Raw genomic sequence first — 26,633 nt, forward strand, 5'->3', positions numbered from 1 at the left:
ATTTTTATACTTAAAGCTAGAAGCAGAATATCGGAACAACTATGAAGCATGGAGCATTCTTAAGTTTAGCCTTAACAGCAGTTGTGGGCGCGATCGCCATTCCTATGTTGCCTAGCTTTGCCCAAGCGCAAGGTACAACTAGAATTGGCGATCTACAGCAACGTGCCAGAGGTACGGTCATTTCTGGCGAAGTCGTCAGCGTTGTTGGTAACGATTTCACTCTTAGAGATGGTTCGGGAGAAATTATTGTCGATGCTGGTCCCCGTTGGTGGCGAGAAATTAATCTCAAACCAGGGGAAGAAGTGACTGTAAGGGGTGAGATTAGCAAAAAAAGTGGTGAGTTTGATGCCTTTTCTATCACTCGTGCTAATGGTTCCACGATTGAAATTCGCCCTGCTGAGGGTCCACCGCCTTGGGCAGGCAAGCCAAAGCCCGAACGCCTGCCTGCCGCTACTCAACCAGTAAAACCGTAAAGTGGTACTGCTGTAAAACTAGAGCGATTGGCAGGAGAAATACAACATGCAGCAACGACGGATGCTACAGCTACTCGCGATCGCCCTCAGTATTAATAGCTTAGTATTCGTCGGCTGCACTCAACAGCGTCAGTTTGGCATAGAAAACCAAACATAACTTAATTCCTAACGTTCGGATTCTACAGCGACAGCTTGACCATTGACATGCAGAATGATGGTGTATAGAGATAAAAGCACGATTATGATGAAAGGATTAAAAGGTAAAAATGTACTGGTGACTGGTGCGACGAGTGGAATCGGACAAGCAATTGCCATTCGTCTTGCTGCTGAAGGATGCAATATTGCCATTAACTATCGTAAAAGCCCTGAAGCTGCTGAAGATACTGAAGAGATGGCAATGCAAAAAGCATGTGGTGATATTGAAAACTGTGGTGTCAAATCTTTGCTGGTGCAAGGAGATGTTTCTAAAGAAGAAGACATCATTAACATGGTTAACACTGCGATCGAAAGATTTGGCAGTTTGGATATTCTGGTTAATAATGCTGGAATTCAAACGGAAGCTAGTTCTCACGAAATTGAAACGGCAGAGTTTGACCAAGTGCTAACAGTTAATTTGCGAGGTGCTTTTTTGTGCGCCCGTGAAACTATCAAACACATGCTCTCCCAAAATCGCTCGGGAATTATTATCAACATTTCTAGCGTTCACGAAATTATTCCCAGACCGATGTATCTCAGCTATTCCATCAGTAAAGGTGGAATGGAAAACATGACTAAAACCTTAGCATTAGAGTATGCCAATCGAGGAATTCGAGTTAACGCCGTTGCACCAGGAGCCACGATTACACCGATTAACGAAGCTTGGACAGATGACCCAGAAAAGAAGGCGGTCGTTGAAAGTCACATACCGATGGGTCGTGCTGGTACTGCCGAAGAAATGGCAGCAGCAGTTGCTTTTTTAGCTTCGGATGAAGCCGCATACATCACCGGACAAACTCTGTTTGTTGATGGCGGATTGACACTTTATGCAGATTTTCGAGAAGCTTGGTCAGCTTAATTGAAAGTCAAAAGTCAAAAGTCAAAAGTCAAAAAATGGAAGTTTAACATGAATGAAGTTATTTCAAACACAATGATGTTTTTAGTTTAAACCACAACCTTTTTGGGACTGACTACTAATTAAATTGATACACAATATGTGGGAAAAAGAAGCCTGGGAGCTACTAGAAACCTCCATTATCTACTACCAAGGGCGACCGATTGGCACGCTGGCAGCGCAAGATCCAGAACTAGAAGCACTCAACTACGACCAGTGTTTTATTCGCGATTTCGTCCCTTGTGCCTTAGTATTTCTCATGCATGGCAAGACAGAAATTGTGCGTAATTTCCTGATAGAAACACTGGCAATGCAACAGACTCACGATCGCGAGATGGATTGCTTTGCACCAGGACCCGGCTTAATGCCGGCTAGCTTTAAAGTGGAACATGACGGCGATCGGGAATTTATTGAAGCTGATTTTGGCGAAAGTGCGATCGCCCGCGTCCCTCCCGTCGATTCTTGTCTGTGGTGGTTGCTATTACTAAGAGCTTATATCAAAACTACAGGAGAGATAGAACTAGCTCAGCAGTCGGATTTTCAAGCAGGAATAAAGCTGATTCTCGATTTATGCCTGGTGCATCGGTTTGCCATGTATCCTACTCTTCCAGTTCTCGACGGCTCGTTTATGATCGACCGTCGCATGGGAGTTTACGGGCATCCTTTAGAAATTCAAGTATTATTCTATGCTGCTTTACGGACTGCCAAAGAATTATTATTATCAGAAAATGGCGGCGATCGCTATCTTGATGCTATTCATCAAAGATTAGGCGCTTTAAATTACCACGTTCGCGAGTACTACTGGTTAGATTTACAACGGTTGAATGAAATTTATCGCTTTAAGAGTGATGAATTTGGTCAAGAAGTGGCAAATAAATTTAATATTTATGCTGAATCAATTCCCAATTGGTTAACTGAATGGTTGCCCGAAACTGGAGGCTACTTAGCTGGGAATCTGGGACCAGGACAAATGGATTTTCGCTTCTTTACACTGGGAAATCTGTTGGCAATTTTGGTTTCCTTGGCTAGCGAATCGGAATCACAAAGCATTATGGATTTGTTGGAACAGCGATGGCACGATTTGATTGGATTTATGCCTTTGAAAATTTGTTTTCCTGCTGTAGAAGGTTTAGAGTGGCGGATCGTGACTGGATGTGACCCGAAAAATATCCCTTGGTCTTATCATAATGGTGGTAGCTGGGCAGTTTTACTCTGGTTATTTGCTGCCGCAGCCCAGAAAACAGGACGACAAGAACTGGCAACTAGAGCGATCGCGCTGGCTGAAACTCGTTTAGTTCAAGATAAATATCCCGAATATTATGACGGTAAGAATGGGCGTTTAATCGGTAAAGAAGCGAGAACTTATCAAACTTGGACGATCGCGAGTTTGTTAGCAGCAAAAGAGATAATGAATAATCCAAAACATATTGAATTATTCAGTTTTGAGGAGGGAATCGAAAGTCCAGGTTGTCACTTGTAGTACTTGCGATCTACTCAGGGCGATCGCTCCAATTCACTAATATAGCCAATGGAATCATTGGTAATGCAAGCAGCCAATTTTCCCCTAACACAGATTCTCCAGTCAGAGCTGCTCTATCTCACAGCGCGGCAATATGCAGGGGCAAATAATAAGGGGTGCAGTTATAGATTGCACCCCAGTTTTGACATAGAGTTTTAAATTTAGAATTGAACTGTTGTTATATAGCTTCAAGACGCTCGCGCTAGATTTCGGAAAATCTACTCTTGGTTGAGGTTTATTTGTGTTTATCGATTACATCACGCTGATGTTGATTAACATGGTCGCTGGGTTGTTTTTACTGGCGTACTATGTCTATGCTGGGTTGGACGATCCCTACCAAAACAAATGGATTCCTGGGTTTGGAATTACGGGGGCGATTGCACTCACCACTGGATTGCACATGACTTTAACCTGGACTGTCAGAGGCAGTTTCAATATTGCATTTGGTGAAACGAGCGTTCTGTTTGGGATTCTGTTTATTGGTACGTCTATCAGCTTGGCGAAAGGCTGGGAGTTAATTACTCTAGCGATTTATGGCTTCTTTGCTGGGCTAGTCGCAATCGTAGTAGGCGTACGCCTGATAAATTTGGGATTGACGAAACAACCTATCCTCTCAGGCATTGGCTTTATTTTGACGGGATTAGCCGGAGTTTGTGCCGCACCAACACTCTGGTACTTCAAAAATAACCGTTTGTGGCGAATCATTGGAGCAGTCGGATTAATTGCCGCTGCATTAATTTGGGCGCTGACCGGGTATATGGCTTATTGGAGTCACTTAGATACTTTTCAGCAGTGGGTTCCAGCGCCAATGCGGTAGCCATGCGATCGCCATTGAGACAGACACGAATTCCATTGTCGTGAGAAATAAAAATGACTAAATATGAACTCATGCGGTTTTCAATTGGGTAAAACACATGCTCTCTCTGGGGCGTACAGATGTGCGCCCCTACAAATGTCACGCACGCAATCGAGAATGCTGTCAAACAGCTTTGGCTCGGACAGATGTTTTGGACAAACCCGCCCCTACGAGTACATCGCTGTCTTATCAGCTAGGAATAAAGTTCATTGCCACACCATTCATGCAATAACGCTTGCCAGTCGGTTTGGGACCATCATCGAAGACATGACCCAAATGCCCGCCACAGCGACGACAATGGACTTCAACTCTGGTCATAAACAGTGACTTATCTACAGATGTCGCGATCGCACCTTCAATCGGAGTAAAAAAGCTAGGCCAGCCAGTACGGCTGTCGAATTTAGTCTCCGATGTAAATAGCGGTAGGTCGCAACCAGCACAAACATACGTACCTTTGCCATATTGCTTATCTAAGGGACTAGTCCTAGCCCGTTCGGTTCCGTGTTGACGCAGGACGCGAAACTGTTCTGGTGTTAATGTTGTGCGCCACTCTGCCTCAGTTTTTTCGATCTCAAATTCATTCTTTGCCGTTGCCATATCGTTCGATCTCCAAGGTAGATAACGCGATAACAACGCCGTGCCAACTACTGCTGCACCAGCGTGTAAAAAATATCGTTTTTTCATCATCTATTATTATTCTGACTGATGAGTTGTGGAAACGCGATCGCCCTAAATACACGCTAAGCAAAAACTCTGAGTTCCGGCTGAGATGAAAATTAAAGCTAGCTAAGAATCATTGGCTTCTGACTTCCTCGATCGTTTATCTGTAGAATTATTGTCAATAGTTCGCAATTACTCCAATCCCGAACCATTAAGGCTGGGACTAAGCATTATTACTTACTCTATTTGTTAATTCGTCGTTAATTCGTCATCGTCAGAGATCGAGCTTATGAAAGGATTGTCAACCAAAAATCTCTCTTTAGCTTACGACGGTACGCCGATTATCCATGACTTGAATTTGGCAATCCCTAGCGGACAAATTACTGCTTTAGTCGGTGCAAATGGTTGTGGTAAATCAACTTTATTACGGGGACTAGCAAGATTACTCAAACCTCGTAGCGGTGCGGTCTATCTCAATAGCAGTTCGATTTTACAACTTTCTACCAAAGAAGTTGCCCAGCAGTTGGGAATTTTACCCCAAGCTCCAGTCGCACCAGAAGGGTTAACAGTGCGAGATTTAGTAGCACAAGGGCGTTATCCTTATCAAAACTGGTTGCAACAGTGGTCGTTACAGGATGAAAAAATCGTTCAACAGGCGCTGTTGACTACAGATTTACTAGATCTTGCCGAGCGATCGCTTGACACTTTATCAGGCGGACAACGACAGCGAGCTTGGATTGCGATGGCTTTGGCGCAAGATACGGAGATTTTACTTTTGGACGAACCGACGACTTTTCTCGATTTAGCCCACCAGATAGAAGTTTTAGATTTGTTGTATGAGTTAAACCATCAGGGACGGACAATCGTGATGGTGCTGCATGACTTAAATCAGGCGTGCCGTTATGCCGATTATTTAGTAGCTGTCAAAGATGGTCGAATTTTTGCCGCTGGATCGCCAAAGCTAGTGATGACTGAAGATACAATTCAAGAGGTTTTCGATTTAGAGTGTCGTGTTGTTGCCGATCCAGTTTTAGGAACGCCAATGTGCATACCAATAGGACGTAAGGGAAAGGGAAATAAATTATAAATAAAATTGTTGCTAATGACTACCATCGCTATTATTGCTGGTACATATCAACCCGATCGCTGTGGTACTGCCCACTATACTGCTTACTTGAGACAAGCACTGGCACAACAGGGGGTGAATTCGATCGTACTTACAACTCAGGCTGCGGCGACAGCGATCGACGAGCCTAGCGTTAAGGGAGTCGTGACAGATTGGGGATTGCCTCAAATATTATCTCTAGTCCATGCTGTCAAATCTACTGCTGCCGATCTACTTCACATTCAACACGCAGCTGGGACGTACTGCTTTCAACGCCCGATTTTTCTCCTACCACCCCTATTACGAGTTTTTGGCTACCGAAAACCAATTGTCACCACCGTGCATGAGTATGGTTGGTGGGAATGGCAACCAAGAGGAATTCCATCTCAGTTTTTGGAATGGCTGAAAATGTGGGGACAACAGCAGGGATGGTGGGATCGAGAAGATGGTTTTTTACTCACGGGAAGCGATGCCATTATTACGACTAACGCCGAGGCAGAAAGTGCCATCCTCAAACGAATGCCAAATTATGCCGATCGCTTGCACCGAATTGCGATCGCCGCAAATATTACAGTAGTTCCGATCGATCGCCAACAGGCGCGACAGCAGCTACGACAGCAATTTGGTTGGTTGTCAGATAGTTTTGTAGTCGTCTTTTTTGGCTTTCTGCATCCTGTTAAAGGAATCGAGTATTTATTATCGGCATTTAGGCAAGTTGTGACTCAACAGCCCCAGGCGCGATTGTTATTACTGGGAGGTGTAGAAAGTTTGGCTTTACAGGGAGAAGCAGCGAAATCTTATTGGGATCGGCTGCAACTATTAGTTAAGGAACTCCATCTGAACAATCGCGTTTCGATGACGGGTTATGTCAGTGGTGAAACAGCTTCTTACTACCTCTCTGGAGCCGATCTGGGCGTGTTACCCTTCAATCATGGCGTGACGCTCAAAAGCGGCTCCTTACTAGCTTTAATGGCGCATGGTTTGCCTGTAATTGCTACTCGCAGCACTCCACAAGATCCCGATTTATTAGCTGAAAATCTGCTGGAACTCATACCAACTCGCAATGTCGCAGCACTAACTGAGGCTTTGCTCAAACTCATTTTAGATAAATCGAGATGCGATCGCCTCAGTGCTACAGCCAGTAAATTGAGCGATCGCTTTACCTGGTCTGCGATCGCCAAATCACACACCGATATTTATCAGCAATTGCTAGCAACCAAGAAACAAAATTAAAAGTAACCACGTAACTTTTAGGATCGCTGGGTCGGCATCGGATTTTTACGAAACGGCGTAGCGGTTGTTGTTTGGACAGAACGGCAGGGTGATGTCATCCGAATTATCTCAGCACGAAAGGCAAATCGATATGAACGCAAACGATTCGAGCAATATCTCACATACTAACTGGGCAGCACTGGAGGCAATGACGGATGAGGAAATAGATTACTCTGACATTCCGCCTTTAACTGAGGAGTTTTTTGAACAAGCTACTTTGCGAGTTCCGGCTGCACAAGCCTATAAATTGATTCAGATCGATCCAGACGTTATGGCGTGGTTTCAGTCTCAAGGTGCAGAATACAAATCTCTTATCAACTTAGTGTTACGCCGTTATATAGAAAGAGACGGAGATTGACAAGTAAGCTAACCCTTCATTCAGGATAGCGATCGCAACACAATCCTTATTCTGAATTATCTCCAATATCCCTTTTGCGTCTTAGCACCTTTGCGCGATCTCTTTTTAACAACCTTTAACTGACAACTGATAATTAATGACAACCAAAGCTATTTGTCAACAGAATGGTTCCCCATCGAGTTTTCTGAAAAGTCTGAAATTCTGCTCGCCATCGTTTTTGTAATTCAGTTGGAAAAATTTGTTCGCCCTTGCCTTCTAAAAAAATCGTGCAGGCTTCAGTTGCCATAGCTTGAAAACCTTGTTGGCTAAACTTATTTGCAACATCTGGATTGGGAAAATCAATTCCTGGGGCGCGAAAATAGATTTCAATTGGAGTTCTGACCAGCTTTTTTCCTGCCTCAACAGCAAAAATAGGTTCCATAGTTAGGAGTGGTTCGGGCGTTTTGGCAAGTGCTGCAACTGTTTGATAGTAACTAAGATTCCAATTATTTGTCCATTGCTCGTATAGTGAGGGAAATGCCATCGAAAATTGATATGAAAAAAGTAAGATATAAATAATTAACGCAACAAAATTTGCAGCAAAAATACATTTAAGGGTAGACGTTGGCAAAATTGGTAAATTCCTACTCCTACCCCAAATATACCAAAAGCAAATGCTGGTGCAGCACCAGACATGTAATGAGGAAAAAAAGTTAGAAGAAAGAAAGGTGCTAGTTATGACTAAGCCAAGAAATGCTAAAGCGTAAAATCTTAATTTTCTTTGCCAGATAGCAGTATAGATAAGTCCGCCGCAACCAAGTAGATATAAATATATATCTTTTTAGCTTGTAAAAGAACCAACAAGCGCTCGAATCTCCCAGTTGCTTCGCGGTTTATTTGCCCGAATACAATTTGGTCAAGACTGCGAGGAACGAACAAAAATATATAAATAAGATAAATATTGCTATAACACCGAGTAAAAGATATTTTTTAATTCTCGCGATCGCTGCACTCTTGTCTCTTCAGAGTAAATCATCGCCACAGCCAGAAAAGAAAAATTTAATAAGTTAGGTAAAAATAGTAATACTGACGATCCAAATAAAGAGCTTGTGCGATTGGTTTCCATTTCCACTGCTTTTGACAAACACCTAAGTAAAAGAAGAAAATTAAAAAATTATTTGCCATTTGTCTAATTGCCAGAAAGCGAAAATCCTGAAACATCAGTTCGTGAAATGTCAGGTAAAATAAAATGGCAAGAATGGCGGCTGAAGAATTATCTCGTAACTTTTTACAAGTTAAATAAAAAGGAACGACAGCAAAGCAATTCAAAGCAAGAAATAACAACCGTACCCAGTACATATTTCCGGTTAATTTCAAGACGATGCCACTGTATAGAGGTAATAGCGGCAAATGCCAAAGCGGAAAATCTTTGTGCGGTACGAGTCCTTCCAGCATCAATCTACCTGCTTCTGCATACACTCCTTCGTCAGTAAATGGGAATGCAGCTAAATGTAAGTAACGGGCTTGCAGGTAGAAGAAAAAGCAGGCGATGAAGAATGATGGCAGAACGCGATCCCAGCCCCGATTAAACTTGCGGCGTAAATCTTCCTTACTGCTTCTAAATCTGAGATTTTGTGGCAAGCGTAGACAGAAATTTAAAGTAGTATCGGCATACAGTAGATTCTACTGCTAGGAGCGAGAATTTGCGATCGCATCTATCATCGTGCCTTTTGATTTTTCGACTACAGCATAGGAGATCCCCCTAACCCCCCTTACAAAGGGGGCTATTTGTTACACCGTTGATCGAGAGGTTAGGGGAATCATAAATCTATTGCTGGAAAAAATTAATGATTCTTTGTATAAACTGAGCAATTGCTTATTACCAACCGCTTTCCTTACCTGCTAACTCCATTGTCACAGTGCGATCGCCATAGTTTTGCTATTTATCTCGTAACATAGCTCAATTTCAGCAAAATTTAACTCTTACTCAGAAGACACCTCAATCGCCCTTAGCAAGAGAGATTAGGGAGAAATTTGCGATCGCCATTACAAGTTTTATAAGTATAAATACTCTAGCTTTGGGACTCAGCGATCGCGATCGTTTCCACAAACAAGTTTATTTGTATTTTGTAACTATTTATATAATATAAAAACACAAAATTGTTTTAATAGGGGAATTTAAGCTTGAGTAGAGATTTCAGATGATATCAAAGGAAATATTACTTTCATTACTTCATAGATACTGATTTACTCTCTTTTTTATCTTAAGATGCCCTTTCATTTCCCTTGCCCTTGCCAGATAATGACAAGTAATCGAACCAAAAACGGCAATCAGCAAGCTAGTACAGCACGACAGAAATAAACTATCAATAAGGAAAAGTACCAAATGCCCACAACATGGGGCTTTTGATTTTTAACTTTTGACTTTTGACTTCGTGTACTTCTTGAGCCAGAGCCATAACAAAACAACGATAGGAGCCAACCCAACGTGAAACTTGCAGTCTACGGAAAAGGTGGCATCGGTAAATCTACAACTAGCTGTAACATTTCTGTCGCTCTTGCCAAGCGCGGTAAAAAGGTTTTACAAATCGGCTGCGATCCCAAGCACGATAGTACCTTTACCCTGACAGGATTTTTAATTCCCACCATTATCGACACGCTTCAGTCAAAAGACTATCACTACGAAGATGTCTGGGCTGAAGACGTGATTTACAAAGGATACGGCGGCGTAGATTGCGTCGAAGCAGGAGGACCACCAGCGGGTGCGGGTTGCGGTGGTTACGTTGTCGGCGAGACAGTCAAGCTGTTAAAAGAACTCAACGCCTTTGACGAATACGACGTAATTCTATTTGACGTATTGGGTGACGTGGTATGTGGTGGCTTTGCTGCCCCATTAAACTACGCTGACTACTGCATGATTGTCACCGATAACGGTTTTGATGCTTTATTTGCTGCCAACCGTATTGCTGCTTCTGTCAGGGAAAAAGCACGCACGCACCCCCTACGACTAGCAGGATTGATCGGCAATCGTACCGCTAAACGCGACCTGATCGATAAATATATCGAATCCGTACCCATGCCCGTATTAGAAGTATTGCCACTCATCGAAGATATTCGCGTCTCTCGCGTCAAAGGCAAGACTTTGTTTGAAATGGCTGAATCCGATCCTTCCCTGAATTACGTCTGCGATTACTATCTCAACGTTGCCGACCAAATTTTGGCACGTCCAGAAGGTGTTGTCCCGAATGATGCACCAGATCGCGACTTATTTGCCCTATTGTCTGATTTTTACCTCAATCCCACCAAACCACCTGTTCCAACTCCAGAAGAAGAACTAGACTTGATGATGGTTTGATCGGTCTAGTATTTTTGGATGAGGTGTAAAGTAGATGGCATTTTTCACAGACTTAACGGCATCTTTAAAACAAAAGTGGGTGCAATTCTTTCATGCCAATCATGCTTGGATTGCTAAGCAAATGGAAGTAGAATACGTCACCACGCCTGATGGTGGAAGGCGACCATCTTCTAACCTCATCCTGGGAGTTGTGAGCGCGCTGGAACCGCAATTAGCGGAATTGATGATTCCTTTTACTAAACTCAATCCCGATCTCAACGCTTTGATTGACGTTCTGGAGTTAAATTTTGACCCAGAAAAGATGCAAAGCGATCGCCCGCACAATCCGATGGGAAACCCCCATCCCCATAACCCAGATACACAAAACTCAGACGCACAAATGGATGCGCTCATGGGTATGATGGACGATCGCGCCGAAAGCGAGTTGGATGCATTATCTACGGGTGATGTCCCTCCAACAACAATGCAGGCAACCGTACAAACATCTGACGAAAAAAAAAATTTTAGTCAGTCTGACTTCGGCGATATCTGGGCGGACGAACAACCAGCGAGTTCTAACCGTCTTAGAGAAGGTAAAACTGGCGACGACGAGATTTCACGTTTATTTCCTGAGTTTTGAGGGAGCAGGGAGCAGGGAGCAGGGGAGCAATTCAAAATTCAAAATTCAAATTTTCCTGACTCCCCTGAAAGGGCGGGTTTTGACCAAAGATTTACTGCTGAGTTTGTGAATCTATTTGCGCGCACCCGCCCTTACAACTTCCGACTCCCCATCCATTTTTATAAATAAGAAGGGGAGAACACCGATTTATGACTTTGGCACAACCGGAAGCACTAAACTTTGAATGCGAGACTGGCAATTATCATACGTTTTGTCCGATTAGTTGCGTCGCATGGCTTTACCAGAAAATTGAAGATAGTTTCTTTTTAGTCATTGGGACGAAGACCTGCGGCTATTTCTTGCAAAATGCTATGGGGGTGATGATTTTTGCCGAACCCCGCTATGCGATGGCAGAACTAGAAGAAGGGGATATTTCTGCCCAGTTGAACGATTATGAAGAGTTAAAGCGATTGTGCGAACAGATTAAGCGCGATCGCAACCCCAGCGTAATTGTTTGGATCGGTACTTGTACCACCGAAATCATCAAAATGGACTTGGAAGGCTTAGCACCCAAGTTAGAATCCGAGATCGGTATCCCCATTGTGGTAGCGCGGGCAAACGGCTTAGACTACGCTTTTACTCAAGGGGAAGATACAGTACTGGCAGCAATGGCAGCCCGTTGTCCGAATGAAGCACCTGTAGCCGAAACTGAGAAAAACGAACGCAACGCAATTCAAAAATTGCTCCACTTTGGGAAGAAAAAAGAAGAACTTGCCCAAGAGGAATCTGAGTATGTCAATCATCCGCCACTGGTGCTATTCGGTTCTCTCCCCGATCCGGTTGTTACCCAACTTACCTTGGAATTGAAAAAACAGGGGATCAAAGTTTCTGGCTGGCTACCTGCCAAGCGTTACACCGAACTACCAGTTCTAGAAGAAGGGTATTATGTCGTTGGTGTCAACCCCTTCTTATCGCGCACGGCAACAACTTTAATGCGTCGTCGTAAGTGCAAACTCATCGGCGCACCCTTTCCAATTGGTCCCGATGGTACTCGTGCCTGGGTTGAAAAAATTTGCTCTGTATTTGGTATCACTCCCAAGGGATTAGACGAACGAGAAGCTCAAATTTGGGCAAATTTAGAAGATTACGTGCAATTGATTCGCGGTAAATCTGCCTTCTTCATGGGAGATAACTTACTCGAAATCTCTTTAGCAAGATTCCTGATCCGTTGTGGCATGACCGTGCCCGAAATCGGTATTCCATATATGGATAAACGCTACCAAGCGGCTGAATTGGCAATGCTAGAAAAAACTTGCCAAGAAATGGGCGTACCACTACCTAGAATTGTTGAGAAGCCGGACAACTACAACCAAGTCCAGCGGATTTATGAATTGAAGCCAGACTTAGTAATTACTGGCATGGCTCATGCAAACCCCCTAGAAGCACGGGGAATCAATACCAAGTGGTCTGTAGAGTTCACATTTGCGCAAATTCACGGCTTTACCAACGCCCGCGATATTCTCGAATTGGTGACTCGACCCCTACGCCGCAATAACAACCTCAAAGACTTGGGTTGGGACAAGTTAGTCAAGGAAGAAGCCAAAATTTAGCATTTGGTTGAATTCGTAGGGACGGGTTCACCAAAAAACTCTAATTTGAGCAAATATTTCAGGTAAACCCGCCCGTACACCAGTCAAAAGTTAAAAGTCAAAATGCCTAAATAGAGCGATCGCCAGCATTCTAGCTGGAAAGTTAGGCAACTTACTAAAAGTAGAGACGTTCCATCATACGTCTCTACTTTTTGCTGTCTGCTCTCACTTAGCGTTCATCTGCGATTTAAATTTCCCTGTGCTAAAATGCCATGCATCGCATTTCTACTCATCCTACAGTCAGATATATACAGATATCTTATTCCTCTGGTCAGAGGGAGCTAAAAACCTGATTAGTTAGCTTGGTAAACGGAGGAAAGAAAGCCTGTAACTAGGCGCTTTGGGAGTTAGGTTAATTAACTACCCAAGCCTTGAAAAGTCAAGCAGAGATTTAGGGCGCATTATGGCGGACGATCGCAATCAGCAACAGATGAATAACGAAGAAGAAATTCTGACAAATCGTCAGGGACACCCAGTTACAGACAACCAGAACGTACGAACAGTAGGCGATCGCTCTACTTGAACGCCTTCTCCCCCGTGCGTAACTCTAATAGATCCGGTGTAGCAATAAAGCCAAAGTAAGTGGCGATCGCCGCAGTAATTCCATGAAGCCAGACATCATGCCCGAAAATTGGGATGAAGCCCAAAGTTGACTGGGTAGCAGGGATTAGCCCCATTATAGTTAGCAGTCCGTAGAAAATTGCCAGTCCTCCACTATAAAGACGAGTACTGCCCAACGAAACGGAGGCAACTATTCCGAGAATTCCCACCAGCAGGTGAACAATATTGTGTAAAACGTTGATCGGGAATAATCCCAGCAGATAACCGGCTCCAGATGTGAATCCAAGTCCAGGCATATCGGATGCAGCCGTAGGCTCTTGAACAAAACCTGGAATAAATCCCATCACACCAATAATAAAAAAGATGATGCCAGCAATTAAGGCGAAGTACTGTCCTGCCTTCATAATCGATCTCCCTACTGTTTAAAACAATGGAAATAATGAAAAATTTCCACAACCAAACTACTATCGACTAGCAATTAAAAGAAATTGCAAAGTCCATCTCTATACAACTTTAAAGATGTGGATATCTCCCTTGTTCTTACTTTGGTTGAATTTTTTAATTTCTCGGCTAAATGAAAGTTCTTTTCTCAAAGAATGTAATATCGCTAACAACTATATTTTTCACATATTTCTACCTTGGAGTAGAAACAAAATTAGTCCGATTGATTTAGTTACATGTAGCAATCCCATTTGATTCATGAACGTAAAGCAGGCTACTCATCTAAACTGTGCCGCGAAAGATTGCATTTTGACTAATGACCAATGACAGCCTTCACTCTTTTGTTCGCACTTCAAAGAGAATCGCTATATTTTGATAAGAGCAAACTCCAATCCCTAAATAGTATCGATCGCGACTAAGTTCAATCGTGATACTCTCCGTTTCATTTGGGCTTGCTCCTCTTACAGCTTTTGAATGTCCTCATTACCGTCAACGAACGGATTTTTGAATAAATAACTTCTTCAGCGAATGCGTACGCTAATAAATATCTGTGAGATTGGTCAGTTTGTCCGAAATATTCCAGAAATTTTTGGGGTTCTTTAGTTAATACAATGCTAGTAAAAATGATATTTATCCTATGGCAATTCAGTCAAATTAGGGTCTAAATGTTTGGAGAAGTTGTGCCTGTCAACAATTCCTTATACAAGCATAAGAAACCATGCAAGTAAGAGCTAGATCTGGTTAGATTGCAGCAGAAAAAAAGCTGAAATCTCTTTTTTTGAGAGTAATTCGATTCTCATACACCTAAGTTGAGTTAGATATTTCATCTCACTCATAAAAAGGAACTGTTGTCCCAATCTGTTATTCAATATATGGGCGATACAAGATTCGAACTTGTAACATCCTGCTTGTAAGGCAGGCGCTCTACCGTTGAGCTAATCGCCCGTGTAGCCGTTTTTCTCACGGATGTTTATCATAGCAAACATCTACGATTTAGATCCAGCTTTTCCAAAAATTATTTTCTCTAAGTTAATGTCAAGTGAGTAGTGAGTAGTGAGTGGTATGCAGGGTGTAGGGTGTAGGGTGTAGTATGGTATTTTTTCTCCCTCAGCTCCCTCAGCCTCCTTAAGCTCTTTCTTACCCTAGCCCTTATGCCCTCTGGTCAAACTCACGATCGCATTACTCTTTGGAGTTTACCTATCATTGCCGGGATCGCCTTCGGACAAACTCAGAGTGGCAATATTACATTAATCCTATCAGGGGCATATTTATTTAGCGGACTGATGTTTGGTCCCGACTTAGATCTCTACTCCCGACAGTACCAACGTTGGGGTTACGCGCGCTGGATTTGGATACCCTATCAAAAAACTGTCAAACATCGTTCCCTACTGTCTCACGGATTCGCGATCGGCACGATCCTGCGCCTCGTCTACCTTGCCATCTGGTTAAGTATTTTAGGACTTTTCTTTTTGGGAATTGCTCAATTCGTGTGGGATGTAGGATGGAACTGGCAAACTTTAGGGGAAATGGTAAAGCGATCGCTAACTCACCATGCCACCGAATGGATCGCGCTCTGTCTCGGACTAGAATTAGGAGCGATGAGCCACGTTATCAGCGATTGGAGCCATTCTACCTATAAACGCCAGCAGAAACAAAAAAACCGCAATCTCCCACCGCAACGTGGCAAAATAGTCAGAAAAAAGGAGACAGGAGATAGAAGAGAGCTGAGGAAGCTGAGGGAGCAAAGGAAAAGTCGTAAGTCGTAATTTGCTCACCAACTACCAACTACCAATTACCAATTACCAACTACCAATGACAAATGACAAAATCGCCGCCCTACAAGATCTAATTAATGTAGTAGCCAAATTACGATCGCCTGATGGTGGTTGTCCTTGGGATTTAGTCCAAACACCAGAAACATTAATTCCCTACGTGACGGAAGAAGCTTATGAGGTCGTTGACGCAATTCGGAGTGGAGATAAAAATGCGATCGCAGATGAATTAGGCGATTTACTATTACAAGTCGTTCTGCAAGCTCAAATCGCTTCAGAATCAAATGATTTTAGTTTGACAGAAGTTGCTCAAGGCATTATCCAAAAACTAATTCGTCGCCATCCTCACGTCTTTGGCAATGTCACTGTAGAAAACGTCGAACAAGTGCGGCAAAATTGGGAAGAAATCAAAGCTGTTGAAAAAGGTGAATCGCCAATTGCAGCAGAAAAACTGACCAATAAACTTTTACGATATGCTCGAACACTCCCACCCCTCACCGCTGGAATGAAGATTTCACGCAAAGCTGCGGCAGTCGGTTTTGAATGGGACGATGTAGAAGGAGTCTGGGAAAAATTTAACGAAGAATTGGCAGAATTTCAACAGGCGATCGCTTGTGAATCTCCCGCAAGACAACAAGAAGAACTGGGAGATTTGCTATTTGTCATTATTAACCTGGCGCGGTGGTACGATCTCGATCCTGATGCTGCCTTACAAGGTACAAATCAGCGTTTTATTCAGCGCTTATCTCAAGTAGAAACATTGGCAGGTCGTCCCCTAACAGATTACTCTTTAGAAGAATTAGAAAATCTCTGGCAGCGTGCCAAAGCTCAGTTAGATCGGTCAGACGATTTGCCGTAATGCTGCTATTTGTAACGCTACAATCCCAGATCGACAGCTATTCTATGCGCGCAGGCAAACCCTGAAAATGCGACTGCATTCAATCCTTGCCCTGGAAATGTACTATCGCCGACGCAATACAACCCAGGTACAGCAGTGCGATTAAACGGCATTCCTAACAATCCCAACAACTTACGCTGAGGTATGGGTCCATACGTCCCGTCATCTCGTCCTAAAAAGCGGCGATGGGTGCGAGGCGTGCCTACCTCCATATAGTCTAAACCTGCATCTAAACCAGGAAAAATCTTTTCGAGGCGATCGATTACACGTCCGGCTGCATCTTCTTTCTTCTGTTCGTACTGAGTCGGCGATAACCCTTGCCAATCCTCTATCCAGCTAGGAGTAAAAGTGTGGACGATATGATATCCATCAGGCGCTAACTGGGGATCTAATAAAGTTGGAATCGAAACAAAAATCGTTCCTTCTGCTGCCTCCATCTTGCCCCAATCTTCTAATAAAACGTGGTGGCATTCCGTTCCCGGTGATAACACATCTGCTTTGACTCCCAAGTGTAAATTGAGAAAACCAGGAGATTTTTGATATCTTTGCTGCCATTTCTGTTCCGAGGGAGGCATTTTCTCGGCTGGCAGTAATTTTTCAAATGTATCCCAACGAGTCGCATTAGAAACAACGCGCTTGGCACGATAGACTTCTCCTGATGCCAGTTGTACGCCTACAGCCCGTCCGTTTTCAGTCAGAATATTTGTCACCCTCGCTTCATACTGAATTTTCCCGCCAGCTTTTTCTAACCCCTCTACTAATTTCAGCGCAATTTGACCCACACCCCCATTGGGGTAATTAATTCCGCCATAGTGTCTGTCTGAAAACACCATCCCTGCATTAATCATCGGTGTCATATCGGCAGGTACGACCGACCAGATGTAGCACTCCATGTCAATAAACTGCAACAGTTGCGGGTCTTTAATGTAGTGTCGTGCCACATCGCCAACATTTTGAGGCAAATACTTAGCCAATCCCAGACACGATAAAGGATGCTGGAAGAAAACTCGCGTCAAATATCGAGGTTCTTCTAACGACAGCAAGTCCATACTGTTGAGACAGTTGAAAACTTTCCAGCACTCGTTGTAAAATTTGCGGATGCCTTGGCGTTCGTGGGGAAAATAGGCTGTCAGTTCTTGCAAAAACTTCTCATAATTGCGGTGAACTTTTAAGTCTAAACCTTTGGGTAAATGATATTGAACTTGCACGGGATCGGGAGTTGTTTCCAGGCTCACATCAACTGCGGCTAAGGCTTTAGTCAGTAAGTTAGTCGTACCTTGCGTCCCGAAGCCAAAAATCATTGATGCCCCAACATCAAAACGGTAGCCCTCTCGCTCGAAGTATCCCGCACTACCACCAGGAATCAAGTAGCGTTCTAGTACCAGGACTTTAGCGCCTTTGGCTGCTAGTTGAGTTGCTGTTACTAATCCCCCAATGCCTGAGCCGATGATGATGGCATCAAATGAGGAGTGAGGAGTGAGGGGTGAGGAGTGAGGGTTAGCGGCAGGTAGAACGGCAGGCATGAGGTTAGCAGTTGAAAAGTCTTTACTAAATTTATAGTGTAGTGTACCTTTTCTGTCTCTCGCTCCTCGCTCCTCGCTCCTCACCCCTAAAAAAAATGGGGATTAGCCGCACTTGCTGACCAATCCCGTCTGCCGATCCTTAAAGAGAGGAGAACACTTGAGAATCAATATAAACTCGATTGAGAATAAATGTCAATACTAATGAAAAATATTCTCAACTATTGCCAAGATGACCTACCTGATGTAAGGGAGAGTAATTTCGCGTGTCTTCCCGTTAGCAAAATTTTGTGTCTCTACAGAGTATGATGATTCAACAATTGCATCACCTTGCTTTCTAGAGATTCATGACATTGCAACTGCGCGTTTACGTTCCTCCCCACCCATTAATTCAGCATTGGTTGGGTGTTGCTCGCGATGCTGATACTCCTTCTGTGCTATTTAAAAGCGCAATGACAGAACTAGGACGATGGTTGACCTACGAAGCAGTACGCGAATGGTTGCCAACAGAGGAATTAACCGTGCAAACGCCTCTAGCTACTTGTCCGGCAACGATGATTAATCCTACAGTGCCGATCGCGATCGTCCCAATTTTACGAGCGGGCTTAGCATTGCTAGAGTCAGCGCAAACTGTACTACCCATAGCATCGATTTACCATCTCGGTTTGGTGCGTAATGAAGAGACGCTAGAAGCAAGTTGCTATCTGAATAAATTACCAGCTCAGTTCCCACCTGGGACGCGGGTGTTGATTACCGAACCAATGTTAGCAACGGGAGGTTCGATTATGATGGCAATGAGCGAACTAACCAAACGGGGAGTCGATCCGGCGCTAACACGAATTATTTCCATTGTTGCCGCTCCTCCAGCTTTACAAAAATTAAGTGTGGCTTATCCCGGCTTGGTTGTATATACTGCAACCATTGACGAGGGAGTGAATAGCCATGGATTTATCGTGCCAGGATTGGGAGACGCAGGCGATCGCACCTTCGGTACATAAGGTTCAGCACATAAGGTAAGATGCAGCTGGGATCGTATTCTTTGGGATGGTGAGATTGTGAGTCAGCGTGATGGATTTAGCACTGGATTTATCGCCGGGACGATTGTAGGAGGTGTGTTAGGAGGTGCGATCGGCGCACTGCTAGTTACCCAAAGATCGTCAGAACAAGCAGCCGATCCAGATCGACGCAATGCCAATCTAGCCGGATCTAACAACAGGCGATCGCGGCGACAATTTAAAGCTGCTTCAGAACAGAGTATCGAAATCGCTCGCCGCAGCTTAGAAGATAAAATTGCCCAGTTGAATGAGACAATTGACGAAGTACGCTTGACGTTAGGACAAGTCAATGGGGAGCGGGTAGGGGATTCCGAGCGTGTCCCGCACCGAGAAGAAGACATCGCGCCCTAGAATAGTATTATTCTATTTCGAGTTGCTAATGCCAATGGATGATGTCACCATCAACCAGTTCTCTCCTTTGCTAGTCGCAAAGATCGGTTAGATTGAAAAGAATTGTGACTATTGATATTTGACAGGAAAGTTACCCATCTATGAGTTCAACCCAGCTGCTTGTAAATACACTTGCAACCTTCATCCAAATTTATTCTGTTCTCATTATTATTCGGGTCTTGCTGACCTGGTTCCCCAGTATTGACTGGTACAATCAGCCTTTTGCAGCGTTGAGCCAGATTACAGACCCCTACTTAAACTTGTTTCGTTCAATTATCCCGCCTCTAGGTGGGATTGATATTTCTCCCATCTTGGCAATTCTTTTACTCAATTTGGCGGGTAGTTTGGTCGGTGGATTGAGTGGATCTCCGACAATGGGTTTTTAATTGTCATTGGTCATTGGTCGCAAATCGATGAGCGAGCGATCGCAGTTAACCCTGAGTATAAACATTTTTGTAAGGGTATGTTGGCGTAACATGCCCTTACAAGTTTAATCGGATACATTCCAGCAATTAGCTAACGCATCCTACACGATCGTTATTACAAACAAATGATAAATGACGAATGACACCTTATTTACGAATTTGGGCAGCAAAACCTGCTGCTTTAAATTGTTTCAACTGTAAAGGTAAAGGCTGATTTGCCGGAACGGAGAGTCGCATTTCAAAATCGCTAACTCCTGGGGGAATTTCGGGAATTGAACCCAGACGAGTGCGGTTTTGAATCATCGGGTCGTTATTAGCGTCATAAACTCGTCCGAAAATATCAGCATCATAAACAGTTTTATTCGTGGAATTTTCAGCTTTACCAGTGACGATAAAGCACTTTGCTGCCCTAGTGTTACCACCACTTGTCACTGCTCCTGCTGCTAGCTCGGCGGGACACTCATGATAATCAAGATTAGTTAATTTAATTTGAGTCAGGGCATGAGCAGGGGGTATATATAACCAGGCGCTAAACCAGGCGATCGCTCCCACAAAGCAAGAGAAAACCAAAGCCAGAATCCGCCGCATATTTTTAACTGTAATCTTAATCGGGACTAGAACCTCAGCTTACCTTAATTCAGGGGGGAGTAGGGAGTAGGGAGTCGGGAGTCGGGAGTTGTGAAGCAAGAAGGGTGTGGGGTATAGGGTGTAGGGTTTAATTGTGACTTGTGACTTGTCTTGCTCCCTTGTCTCCTCACTCCTCGCCCCTCACTCCTCGCCCCTCTGTAATAATTAAGAAAATAGAAATTAGCAGTAACGTGCTATTGGCTATGACTCCAGGTGAGATAGAAGCAGCCTTGCAAGCAGCGATCGCCCGCTGCGATGCCATAAATTGCCCTTTGAATCCACAGCAGCAACAAATTCTGCGGCAAGTAGTGTTGGAATCACTATACAAAGAAGGGTTAGTAAATAGCAATCGTCAGGAATGGCAGGAAATAAATCCTCTAGACGAATTGACTTTCGAACAACGACAAAGTTTTTTACAGTTCGTGAGGGAAAAGGAGCGACAGGAACGACCTTGGAAAGTTCAACTCATGAACGATTGGCTGCAAGAGCGAGATTCAGGCAGCGTCCAATTTATTCGCGATCGCTTTGGCTTATCTTGGCTCAATCGGATCGAACCATCTCATTTTGAAAAATATGTAGAAATTGATGACGAACCGCCAATGAAATTGAAAGTAGGCGATCGCATTGAGGTCTCTAATGCTTTGTGGGAGTGGGTTCAAGATGAAGGACCTTGCAGCCGTCAATGGTTTGTCTGTACCGTGCTTCAAGTTAACGAGGTTCGTAATGGTGAAGATATTATTACTAGTTGCATCATTCGTTTAATAAGTACGGGTATGGAGTATGAAATTCAGGGAATTTATCAGTGGAATCGCTATTATTGGCGTTGGCTTCAGAGGTAATGTTTTGTTTCTCTGGTGCAGAGTTGCCATATGTGCGTTCTGTGATGCTAGTTAACTCTCACTGATAACTGAATTTTTTCTCGATCGAAATTTTTTCTCGAAATCGATCGCCATTCTAAAATCGCTAAGATAGGATTTGTGAATTTGGGAAAAAGCGGTTGGCTGACGTTGTTATTGGTTTAGATTTGGGTACGGGAGGGGTGCGAGCGATCGCTATCGATCTCCAAGGGCAACCGATCGCGCAGACGACGAGAAGCTATCCTCTGTTAACACCACAACCTGGCTGGACTGAGCAAAACCCTGCTGATTGGGTTGCAGCTAGTCTAGAAGCCCTATCAGATCTGACGCAAAGGCTGAACGGACACCCAGCGATCGCCCTGGGTTTATCTGGACAAATGCATGGTATGGTTCCGCTCGATGCAGATGGTCAAGCGATTAGACCAGCAATTTTGTGGAACGACCAGCGCACGGGTAAAGCGGTTGATGCAATTGAAACTGCAATTGGGCGACAAGAGTTAATTCAACGCACGGGAAATCCAGCAATTACAGGTTTTCAACTGCCGAAGGTGGTGTGGTTGCAGACAGAAGAACCGCAAGCATACGATCGCCTACAGCAAATTCTTTTACCAAAAGACTATCTAGGATACGTGCTGACAGGGGAGGCAGTGACAGAGCCTTCGGACGCATCCGGTACGGGATGTTTGCATCTAGCGCAGCGGCAATGGGATGCAGATATACTGAATGCCTTGAAGATCGATCCAGGGCTATTTCCTGCCGTAGTTGAATCCACCGCGATCGCCGGACGGTTGAAATCGGAAATAGCTAGTCGTACGGGACTACCTGCTGGATTACCTGTGGTTGCGGGTGGTGGCGACAATGCAGCGGCGGCGATTGGCTTGGGTATTTCGTCTAGCCATTTAAACCGAGGCAGTCTCAGTATCGGTACATCGGGCGTTATTTTTGTCCCGTGCGATCGCCCGATTCCCGATTCTGAAGGGCGAGTGCATTTATTTTGCCATGCTGACGGTGGCTATCACTTACTAGGAGTAACGCTAGCGGCTGGTGGGGCGTTGCGTTGGTACAAAGATACATTTGCCTCAAAGCTTGCCTTTACCGATTTGATGGAGATGGCAGAGCAATCGCTACCTGGTGCGCGTGGGGTGCTATTTCTACCCCATTTAGCTGGAGAACGCAGCCCCCACCTCGATCCTGATACTCGCGGGGCTTGGGTTAACCTGTCGTTGGCTCATACACAGGCAGATCTGGTTCGTGCCGTCTTAGAGGGGGTTGCATTTAGCTTGCGAACGGCAATGGAGATCGTCAGTGAGATTACGCCCGTTCATCAACTCTTAGCAACGGGTGGAGGCGCGAGATCTAACACTTGGTTGCGGATTCTAGCAGACATTTTACAAGCAGAACTGATGGCTCCTTCTTCTGAAGAAGGAGCCGCTTATGGAGCTGCTATTCTAGCAATGGTAGGAGTTGGCGCGCATCCAAATTTAGAGGCGGCGTTTGAGATCCTGCCCCCGGATAATAAAGTCGTACAGCCAGAAGCAAACCCTGCATACGAAGCAGCATTCGAGCGATACAGCTTACTATACGAAGCCCTCAAAGCCGTCCGCTGACAGAACACCATTCGTTTGCCGTTGAGTTCAATCTGGAAAAGCCACACCAGTCATTGGATCGCGGATATACAGCCCTAGTGTGAGCGATCGCATCACTTCATCCCAAACGGGTGTTAGCTGTTCGGCTTGGTCTGCCCAATAATCGAATGTAATCAAGCATTGAACGTTTGAACCCAGACCGATGCAAGTCCGCGAAAAAGCTTCGCGTGGTTCTTCCTGGGTGTCGATAAACTTAATCTCCGTCCACACAATTCTGGCAGTTTGGCGCTTGAGGGTAACAATTTCTCCCTTAGCAATAACGTCACGGCTGTCGTCTTCTACGATCTTCTTCAAGGTAGATTTTAGTGGAAACAGGCTCCAATCACGCGGTGGCAGGCGATTGAAAGACATTTCCAGACAGCAATCATCGTTGGGCGGCTTGCGATCGCGGAACTTGAACGAACTTTCTTGTGGCTCAAAAACCCAATTGTGGGGAACGTTAAAGCGAACAGCCCCCCGATCCGCAACAAAGATTTTGTAGTTTGATGGTGCTTCCCAACGATGGTCGGGCTTTAGTTCAAGCGTTTCTTTGATCCACTGGAGATTGGTTTTCTTACGCTTTGCCATAGTGTTTCTGCAAATCTGCTGAAGAGATGCGATCGCTCTTTTTGCTAATGGTATCAACTAGTAAGGTGCGTTGTCGCGCCACGCACCACAAGTAGTAGGGTGCGTTAATTAACACACCCTACTGTCCAATTATCAAATCCAAATTTTCCCCAACCCGATTAATCAATTGCAACTGATGCTGTTGAGATAAATTTGTAGGTAATATATTGTTAGAAAAACTCATCGCTTGTGCGGCAATTCATTCATTCCGAATTAAGTATAAATGAGCCATCTTCATGCTGAAGCGCTCGACAATTTTTGAAATATCCTTTCAATTTGTTGCGATTTTATTGCAACTTCCCCATTTAGCTTTTGCAAGCGCTGCACTTCTGCATCCCGATTTATCTCAAACGTTTCTTTTTGCTTGACTAAATTATCTAGTTCGGATTTTCGAGATGTAATATCATCGTCGATCCGCTTAGTTACTTCTCGTTCGTAAGCATCAAAATATTCTTTCACGCCGTTATATACAGCAAGCCATTGTTCGCTAGCTAGCTGTGGTAAATGTTTGATTAATTCTTTTTCGGTCATTTCGACTAATTCTTGACGCGCCCGATCTGCTTGCACAAAACCCACGCCTAAACCAATTAATGCTAATCCTGTTGGCTCCAAAAAGATTCTTGCTGCCGCAGAAATAATATTACCAATACCAATGACAGCAACATAGTTAAATAAGCTATTTTTCCAGTCAAACCCTGCACCCGCTATTGCTACCTCAGCTAAGTTACCCCTAGTAAGCGAAAACAATCCCATTGCCCATTTTGTCCAAGTAGGTGTCTTATCGTCTTCAGCCGTACTATTAGGATTAGCTACAACCTTTTGTTCGGTAATTTTTTCAGTTATTTCGTCAGTGATTTGAGAATAAGATTCACCATATCGAGTCGCGCTAACGGTAAGCTGATTAAAGGCTGTATTTAAGTTTTTTTCAGCACTCAACGTCCAATTAGATAATTTATCGTTAATATACTGTTCAAATGCCTTTTTTAGTGCTGCATTAAAAGCATCACGTTTGTTTTTACTCAAAAAATCAAATAGTTTTAAATCTAGTCGATCGCGTGGAAAATCAGTTTCAAAAGTATTGCCTAAATTTAAGATATAGTTACGAAATGAATCGGCAATTCCTTTCGCTTGGATATCTCTCATACTGCGAATTTCTTGTTGAAAGCGATCGCGAATGCCAGTTAACTTTTTAAATTCCGGTTCTACAGAATTAATTTTGCGCTTTAATCGATCGACATCTTGCGCTAATAAAGGAATACGACGCTCGATCGCTTCGTGAGTGCGAGTATAAGCTTGACACGCTATAGTTCTTGCTTGTCGCAGTTGCGCGATCGCTCTTTCTTTGGTAAGAAATGTATTTAACGAACCTAAAAATTCGGGAAAACCAGTTCCTTCTAACCGAGCTTCCGGCTCATTTAAACCGGGGCTATCAATAATTTCTATTCCTTTTTCTAATAAAGGTAAAGGATATTCGACTACCGCATAGCTGACGTTAGGAAATGCCTGTCGATCGTCTTGTTCTAACTGCTTTGCTTCTGAAGGATCGAGCGTATAAGTTTGTATAAATTGCTGAAAATCTAATTGTTCGGATTTTGTGTCGTCGTTAAAATAAACTGTAACTTTCTTCTCCTTACCATACCGTAAAATTGTTAAAACAGCCGTACATGAATTGATGTTACTAGATAATAAGTTTTCACCAAGCAAAGCATTCAAGAAAGTACTTTTATCTTGCTTCATATTTTCTAAAACTAAAAATCGAAATACTCCTTGGCGTAAATTATTTTCTACCGCTTTCATGTCTTCTAAATGGCTATTTAAACCAAGTCCACCAGAAGAAATTTTTCCTTCTAGTTCTGCTAGTTCAATCGTTTCCGCCATCTGTTCCAGATAGTTAGCAACTTCTACCCTCACTTGAGCAACTCGTTCTAAATCTTTAAGAAAATTTTCGGTTTCTACTTTGTAATTCATGCTGTTTCGCCTATGTAAAGGAACGATCTTGTCCGTAAGAGTAAATTCTGTACAACCATAACCTTGAGATTCCTACAATGCCCATAGCAAAACTAGGGAAATTTAGCTAATTTTCCCGTGGTTGGTGGCGATCGCGAAGATGATGAGATGGTAAAAATACTGGTTTATAGTAAGTTATGACGAGTCAGCGTTTGTATCACTTAGGTTTTGGGCGAGACGACTTGGGTGCTGTACCCCCTACAATAGCGCTGTTGTCAGGAGATCCCGAACGATCGCATTTCATCGCCAAAACCTATTTACAGGGCGATCGCTTGTTATCGACAAATCGCGGTTTAAATAGTTATATCGGCAATTTAGCGAATGGGCGATCGCTTTTAGCGGCGACAAGTGGCATGGGTGCGCCTTCCCTAAGTATTGTGGTGAATGAGTTAGTGCAGTTGGGAATTCGGCAAATTATTCGCGTCGGAACTTGCGGTTCGATCCAAGACTACGTACCAGCAGGAAGTATTGTCATCAGTCAGGCGGCTTTGTGCCGTCAGGGTGCAGCCAACGATATTGCACCTGTAGAATATCCCGCCGCCGCCGATCCTTTCCTCACGGTGGCTTTAGTCCAGGCAGCACGGGAGTTAGGAGTAGAGTATCATTTAGGAATTACAGCTTCGGTGGATACGTTCTATGAAGGGCAGGAACGAGTCGATTCTGCCAATCCGCATTTAATGCGATCGCTACAAGGCATCACAGCAGAATATAGACGGTTGAATATACTTAACTATGAAATGGAATCCGGTACGCTGTTTAAAATGGCAGGAGTTTATAACTTTGCCGCAGCTTGCATTTGTACTGTTGTTGCCCAGCGCCCAAGTAGCGAGGAGATATTATTAAAACAGCAAGAAGATTCAGGTGGTAATGCGATCGCTGTGGCGATTCGAGTTATAGAAAATTTAGCATAATAC

Annotated in this window: 27 protein-coding genes, 1 tRNA gene and 1 pseudogene; 19 read left to right on the forward strand and 10 right to left on the reverse strand. The window is 43.9% G+C overall.

The window, feature by feature from the left end:
• The first annotated feature begins 41 nt into the window (after window positions 1-41).
• The 4 genes from N4J56_RS25595 to N4J56_RS25610 all read left to right on the forward strand — a co-directional run bounded on the left by N4J56_RS25595 (window position 42) and on the right by N4J56_RS25610 (window position 3,899).
• Window positions 42-473 (forward strand): NirD/YgiW/YdeI family stress tolerance protein, encoded by a 432-nt coding sequence (locus tag N4J56_RS25595; protein ID WP_317109002.1) that lies wholly within the window; start codon window positions 42-44, stop codon window positions 471-473.
• 244 nt (window positions 474-717) lie between these two features.
• Window positions 718-1,527 carry an SDR family oxidoreductase gene (locus N4J56_RS25600; RefSeq protein ID WP_410500591.1) on the forward strand — a complete coding sequence of 270 codons (810 nt, stop codon included), beginning with the start codon at window positions 718-720 and terminating at the stop codon, window positions 1,525-1,527.
• A 136-nt stretch (window positions 1,528-1,663) separates the two neighbouring features.
• On the forward strand, window positions 1,664-3,043 hold the full coding sequence (locus N4J56_RS25605) for a glycoside hydrolase 100 family protein (RefSeq protein ID WP_317109004.1): 1,380 nt from the start codon (window positions 1,664-1,666) through the stop codon (window positions 3,041-3,043).
• A 280-nt stretch (window positions 3,044-3,323) separates the two neighbouring features.
• Window positions 3,324-3,899 (forward strand): DUF981 domain-containing protein, encoded by a 576-nt coding sequence (locus tag N4J56_RS25610; RefSeq protein WP_317109005.1) that lies wholly within the window; start codon window positions 3,324-3,326, stop codon window positions 3,897-3,899.
• Between the two features lie 228 nt (window positions 3,900-4,127).
• Here N4J56_RS25610 and msrB read toward each other — a convergent pair whose 3' ends face one another.
• On the reverse strand, window positions 4,128-4,622 hold the full coding sequence (msrB, locus tag N4J56_RS25615; protein ID WP_410500592.1) for a peptide-methionine (R)-S-oxide reductase MsrB: 495 nt from the start codon (window positions 4,620-4,622) through the stop codon (window positions 4,128-4,130).
• A 265-nt stretch (window positions 4,623-4,887) separates the two neighbouring features.
• On the opposite strand from msrB, the gene N4J56_RS25620 reads away from it, so the two are divergent.
• The 4 genes and pseudogenes from N4J56_RS25620 (at window position 4,888) to N4J56_RS25630 (ending at window position 7,333) form a co-directional block, all read left to right on the forward strand.
• Entirely contained in the window at window positions 4,888-5,685 is a 798-nt protein-coding gene (locus N4J56_RS25620) for an ABC transporter ATP-binding protein (protein WP_317109007.1), read from the forward strand.
• 15 nt (window positions 5,686-5,700) lie between these two features.
• Entirely contained in the window at window positions 5,701-6,936 is a 1,236-nt protein-coding gene (locus N4J56_RS25625; protein WP_317109008.1) for a glycosyltransferase family 4 protein, read from the forward strand.
• 21 nt (window positions 6,937-6,957) lie between these two features.
• A pseudogene (locus tag N4J56_RS41285) lies at window positions 6,958-7,104 on the forward strand (BrnT family toxin); the annotation flags it as partial.
• Window positions 7,067-7,333 carry a BrnA antitoxin family protein gene (locus N4J56_RS25630; protein WP_317109009.1) on the forward strand — a complete coding sequence of 89 codons (267 nt, stop codon included), beginning with the start codon at window positions 7,067-7,069 and terminating at the stop codon, window positions 7,331-7,333. The pseudogene N4J56_RS41285 and the gene N4J56_RS25630, both read left to right, overlap by 38 nt.
• A 133-nt stretch (window positions 7,334-7,466) precedes the next feature.
• Here N4J56_RS25630 and N4J56_RS25635 read toward each other — a convergent pair whose 3' ends face one another.
• Together N4J56_RS25635 and N4J56_RS25640 are read right to left on the reverse strand one after the other, a co-directional pair.
• A complete protein-coding gene (locus tag N4J56_RS25635; RefSeq protein ID WP_317109010.1) occupies window positions 7,467-7,856 on the reverse strand; it encodes a hypothetical protein in 390 nt (129 codons plus the stop codon).
• Between the two features lie 515 nt (window positions 7,857-8,371).
• Window positions 8,372-8,953, reverse strand: a complete 582-nt coding sequence (locus N4J56_RS25640; protein ID WP_317109011.1) for a hypothetical protein — start codon at window positions 8,951-8,953, stop codon at window positions 8,372-8,374.
• Window positions 8,954-9,800: 847 nt separating this feature from the next.
• Here N4J56_RS25640 and bchL point away from each other — a divergent pair.
• The 3 genes from bchL to N4J56_RS25655 all read left to right on the forward strand — a co-directional run bounded on the left by bchL (window position 9,801) and on the right by N4J56_RS25655 (window position 12,875).
• Window positions 9,801-10,667, forward strand: a complete 867-nt coding sequence (bchL, locus tag N4J56_RS25645; protein WP_317109012.1) for a ferredoxin:protochlorophyllide reductase (ATP-dependent) iron-sulfur ATP-binding protein — start codon at window positions 9,801-9,803, stop codon at window positions 10,665-10,667.
• 34 nt (window positions 10,668-10,701) lie between these two features.
• Entirely contained in the window at window positions 10,702-11,286 is a 585-nt protein-coding gene (locus tag N4J56_RS25650; protein ID WP_317109013.1) for a DUF5331 domain-containing protein, read from the forward strand.
• 188 nt (window positions 11,287-11,474) lie between these two features.
• Window positions 11,475-12,875: a ferredoxin:protochlorophyllide reductase (ATP-dependent) subunit N gene (locus N4J56_RS25655; protein ID WP_317109014.1), complete on the forward strand. Its 1,401-nt coding sequence runs from the start codon at window positions 11,475-11,477 to the stop codon at window positions 12,873-12,875.
• Window positions 12,876-13,429: 554 nt separating this feature from the next.
• Here N4J56_RS25655 and N4J56_RS25660 read toward each other — a convergent pair.
• Window positions 13,430-13,879, reverse strand: coding sequence for a DUF4383 domain-containing protein (locus tag N4J56_RS25660; RefSeq protein WP_317109015.1), 450 nt, complete (start codon window positions 13,877-13,879; stop codon window positions 13,430-13,432).
• A 910-nt stretch (window positions 13,880-14,789) separates the two neighbouring features.
• Window positions 14,790-14,861, reverse strand: a tRNA-Val gene (locus tag N4J56_RS25665).
• A 206-nt stretch (window positions 14,862-15,067) separates the two neighbouring features.
• Here N4J56_RS25665 and N4J56_RS25670 point away from each other — a divergent pair.
• Window positions 15,068-15,682 (forward strand): metal-binding protein, encoded by a 615-nt coding sequence (locus N4J56_RS25670; RefSeq protein WP_317109016.1) that lies wholly within the window; start codon window positions 15,068-15,070, stop codon window positions 15,680-15,682.
• A 46-nt stretch (window positions 15,683-15,728) separates the two neighbouring features.
• Window positions 15,729-16,547 (forward strand): nucleoside triphosphate pyrophosphohydrolase, encoded by an 819-nt coding sequence (gene mazG, locus N4J56_RS25675; protein ID WP_317109017.1) that lies wholly within the window; start codon window positions 15,729-15,731, stop codon window positions 16,545-16,547.
• Between the two features lie 17 nt (window positions 16,548-16,564).
• Here the strand turns inward: mazG and crtH are convergent, their stop codons facing one another.
• Window positions 16,565-18,109 (reverse strand): carotenoid isomerase, encoded by a 1,545-nt coding sequence (gene crtH, locus N4J56_RS25680; protein WP_317109018.1) that lies wholly within the window; start codon window positions 18,107-18,109, stop codon window positions 16,565-16,567.
• 344 nt (window positions 18,110-18,453) lie between these two features.
• Between crtH and upp the strand changes: the two genes are divergently transcribed.
• The 3 genes from upp (at window position 18,454) to N4J56_RS25695 (ending at window position 19,937) form a co-directional block, all read left to right on the forward strand.
• Window positions 18,454-19,104: a uracil phosphoribosyltransferase gene (gene upp, locus N4J56_RS25685; RefSeq protein ID WP_317109019.1), complete on the forward strand. Its 651-nt coding sequence runs from the start codon at window positions 18,454-18,456 to the stop codon at window positions 19,102-19,104.
• A 57-nt stretch (window positions 19,105-19,161) separates the two neighbouring features.
• Window positions 19,162-19,512, forward strand: a complete 351-nt coding sequence (locus tag N4J56_RS25690; RefSeq protein ID WP_015156462.1) for a hypothetical protein — start codon at window positions 19,162-19,164, stop codon at window positions 19,510-19,512.
• A gap of 140 nt (window positions 19,513-19,652) precedes the next feature.
• On the forward strand, window positions 19,653-19,937 hold the full coding sequence (locus N4J56_RS25695) for a YggT family protein (protein WP_039713839.1): 285 nt from the start codon (window positions 19,653-19,655) through the stop codon (window positions 19,935-19,937).
• Between the two features lie 186 nt (window positions 19,938-20,123).
• Here the strand turns inward: N4J56_RS25695 and N4J56_RS25700 are convergent, their stop codons facing one another.
• On the reverse strand, window positions 20,124-20,564 hold the full coding sequence (locus tag N4J56_RS25700; RefSeq protein ID WP_236147197.1) for a hypothetical protein: 441 nt from the start codon (window positions 20,562-20,564) through the stop codon (window positions 20,124-20,126).
• Window positions 20,565-20,806: 242 nt separating this feature from the next.
• On the opposite strand from N4J56_RS25700, the gene N4J56_RS25705 reads away from it, so the two are divergent.
• Window positions 20,807-21,442, forward strand: a complete 636-nt coding sequence (locus N4J56_RS25705) for a hypothetical protein (RefSeq protein ID WP_410500593.1) — start codon at window positions 20,807-20,809, stop codon at window positions 21,440-21,442.
• Window positions 21,443-21,600: 158 nt separating this feature from the next.
• On the forward strand, window positions 21,601-23,067 hold the full coding sequence (xylB, locus tag N4J56_RS25710; RefSeq protein ID WP_317109021.1) for a xylulokinase: 1,467 nt from the start codon (window positions 21,601-21,603) through the stop codon (window positions 23,065-23,067).
• A gap of 27 nt (window positions 23,068-23,094) precedes the next feature.
• Here xylB and N4J56_RS25715 read toward each other — a convergent pair whose 3' ends face one another.
• The 3 genes from N4J56_RS25715 to N4J56_RS25725 all read right to left on the reverse strand — a co-directional run bounded on the left by N4J56_RS25715 (window position 23,095) and on the right by N4J56_RS25725 (window position 25,680).
• On the reverse strand, window positions 23,095-23,673 hold the full coding sequence (locus tag N4J56_RS25715; RefSeq protein WP_317109022.1) for a hypothetical protein: 579 nt from the start codon (window positions 23,671-23,673) through the stop codon (window positions 23,095-23,097).
• Window positions 23,660-23,788 carry a hypothetical protein gene (locus N4J56_RS25720; RefSeq protein ID WP_317109023.1) on the reverse strand — a complete coding sequence of 43 codons (129 nt, stop codon included), beginning with the start codon at window positions 23,786-23,788 and terminating at the stop codon, window positions 23,660-23,662. Before N4J56_RS25720 ends, N4J56_RS25715 begins: the two co-directional genes overlap by 14 nt.
• Before the next feature lie 158 nt (window positions 23,789-23,946).
• Window positions 23,947-25,680: a dynamin family protein gene (locus N4J56_RS25725; protein WP_317109024.1), complete on the reverse strand. Its 1,734-nt coding sequence runs from the start codon at window positions 25,678-25,680 to the stop codon at window positions 23,947-23,949.
• 176 nt (window positions 25,681-25,856) lie between these two features.
• Here N4J56_RS25725 and N4J56_RS25730 point away from each other — a divergent pair, with 176 nt between their 5' ends.
• Window positions 25,857-26,630: a nucleoside phosphorylase gene (locus N4J56_RS25730; protein ID WP_317109025.1), complete on the forward strand. Its 774-nt coding sequence runs from the start codon at window positions 25,857-25,859 to the stop codon at window positions 26,628-26,630.
• The last annotated feature ends 3 nt before the right edge of the window (window positions 26,631-26,633 follow it).

This window comes from Chroococcidiopsis sp. SAG 2025 (assembly GCF_032860985.1).
GTDB lineage: Bacteria > Cyanobacteriota > Cyanobacteriia > Cyanobacteriales > Chroococcidiopsidaceae > Chroococcidiopsis.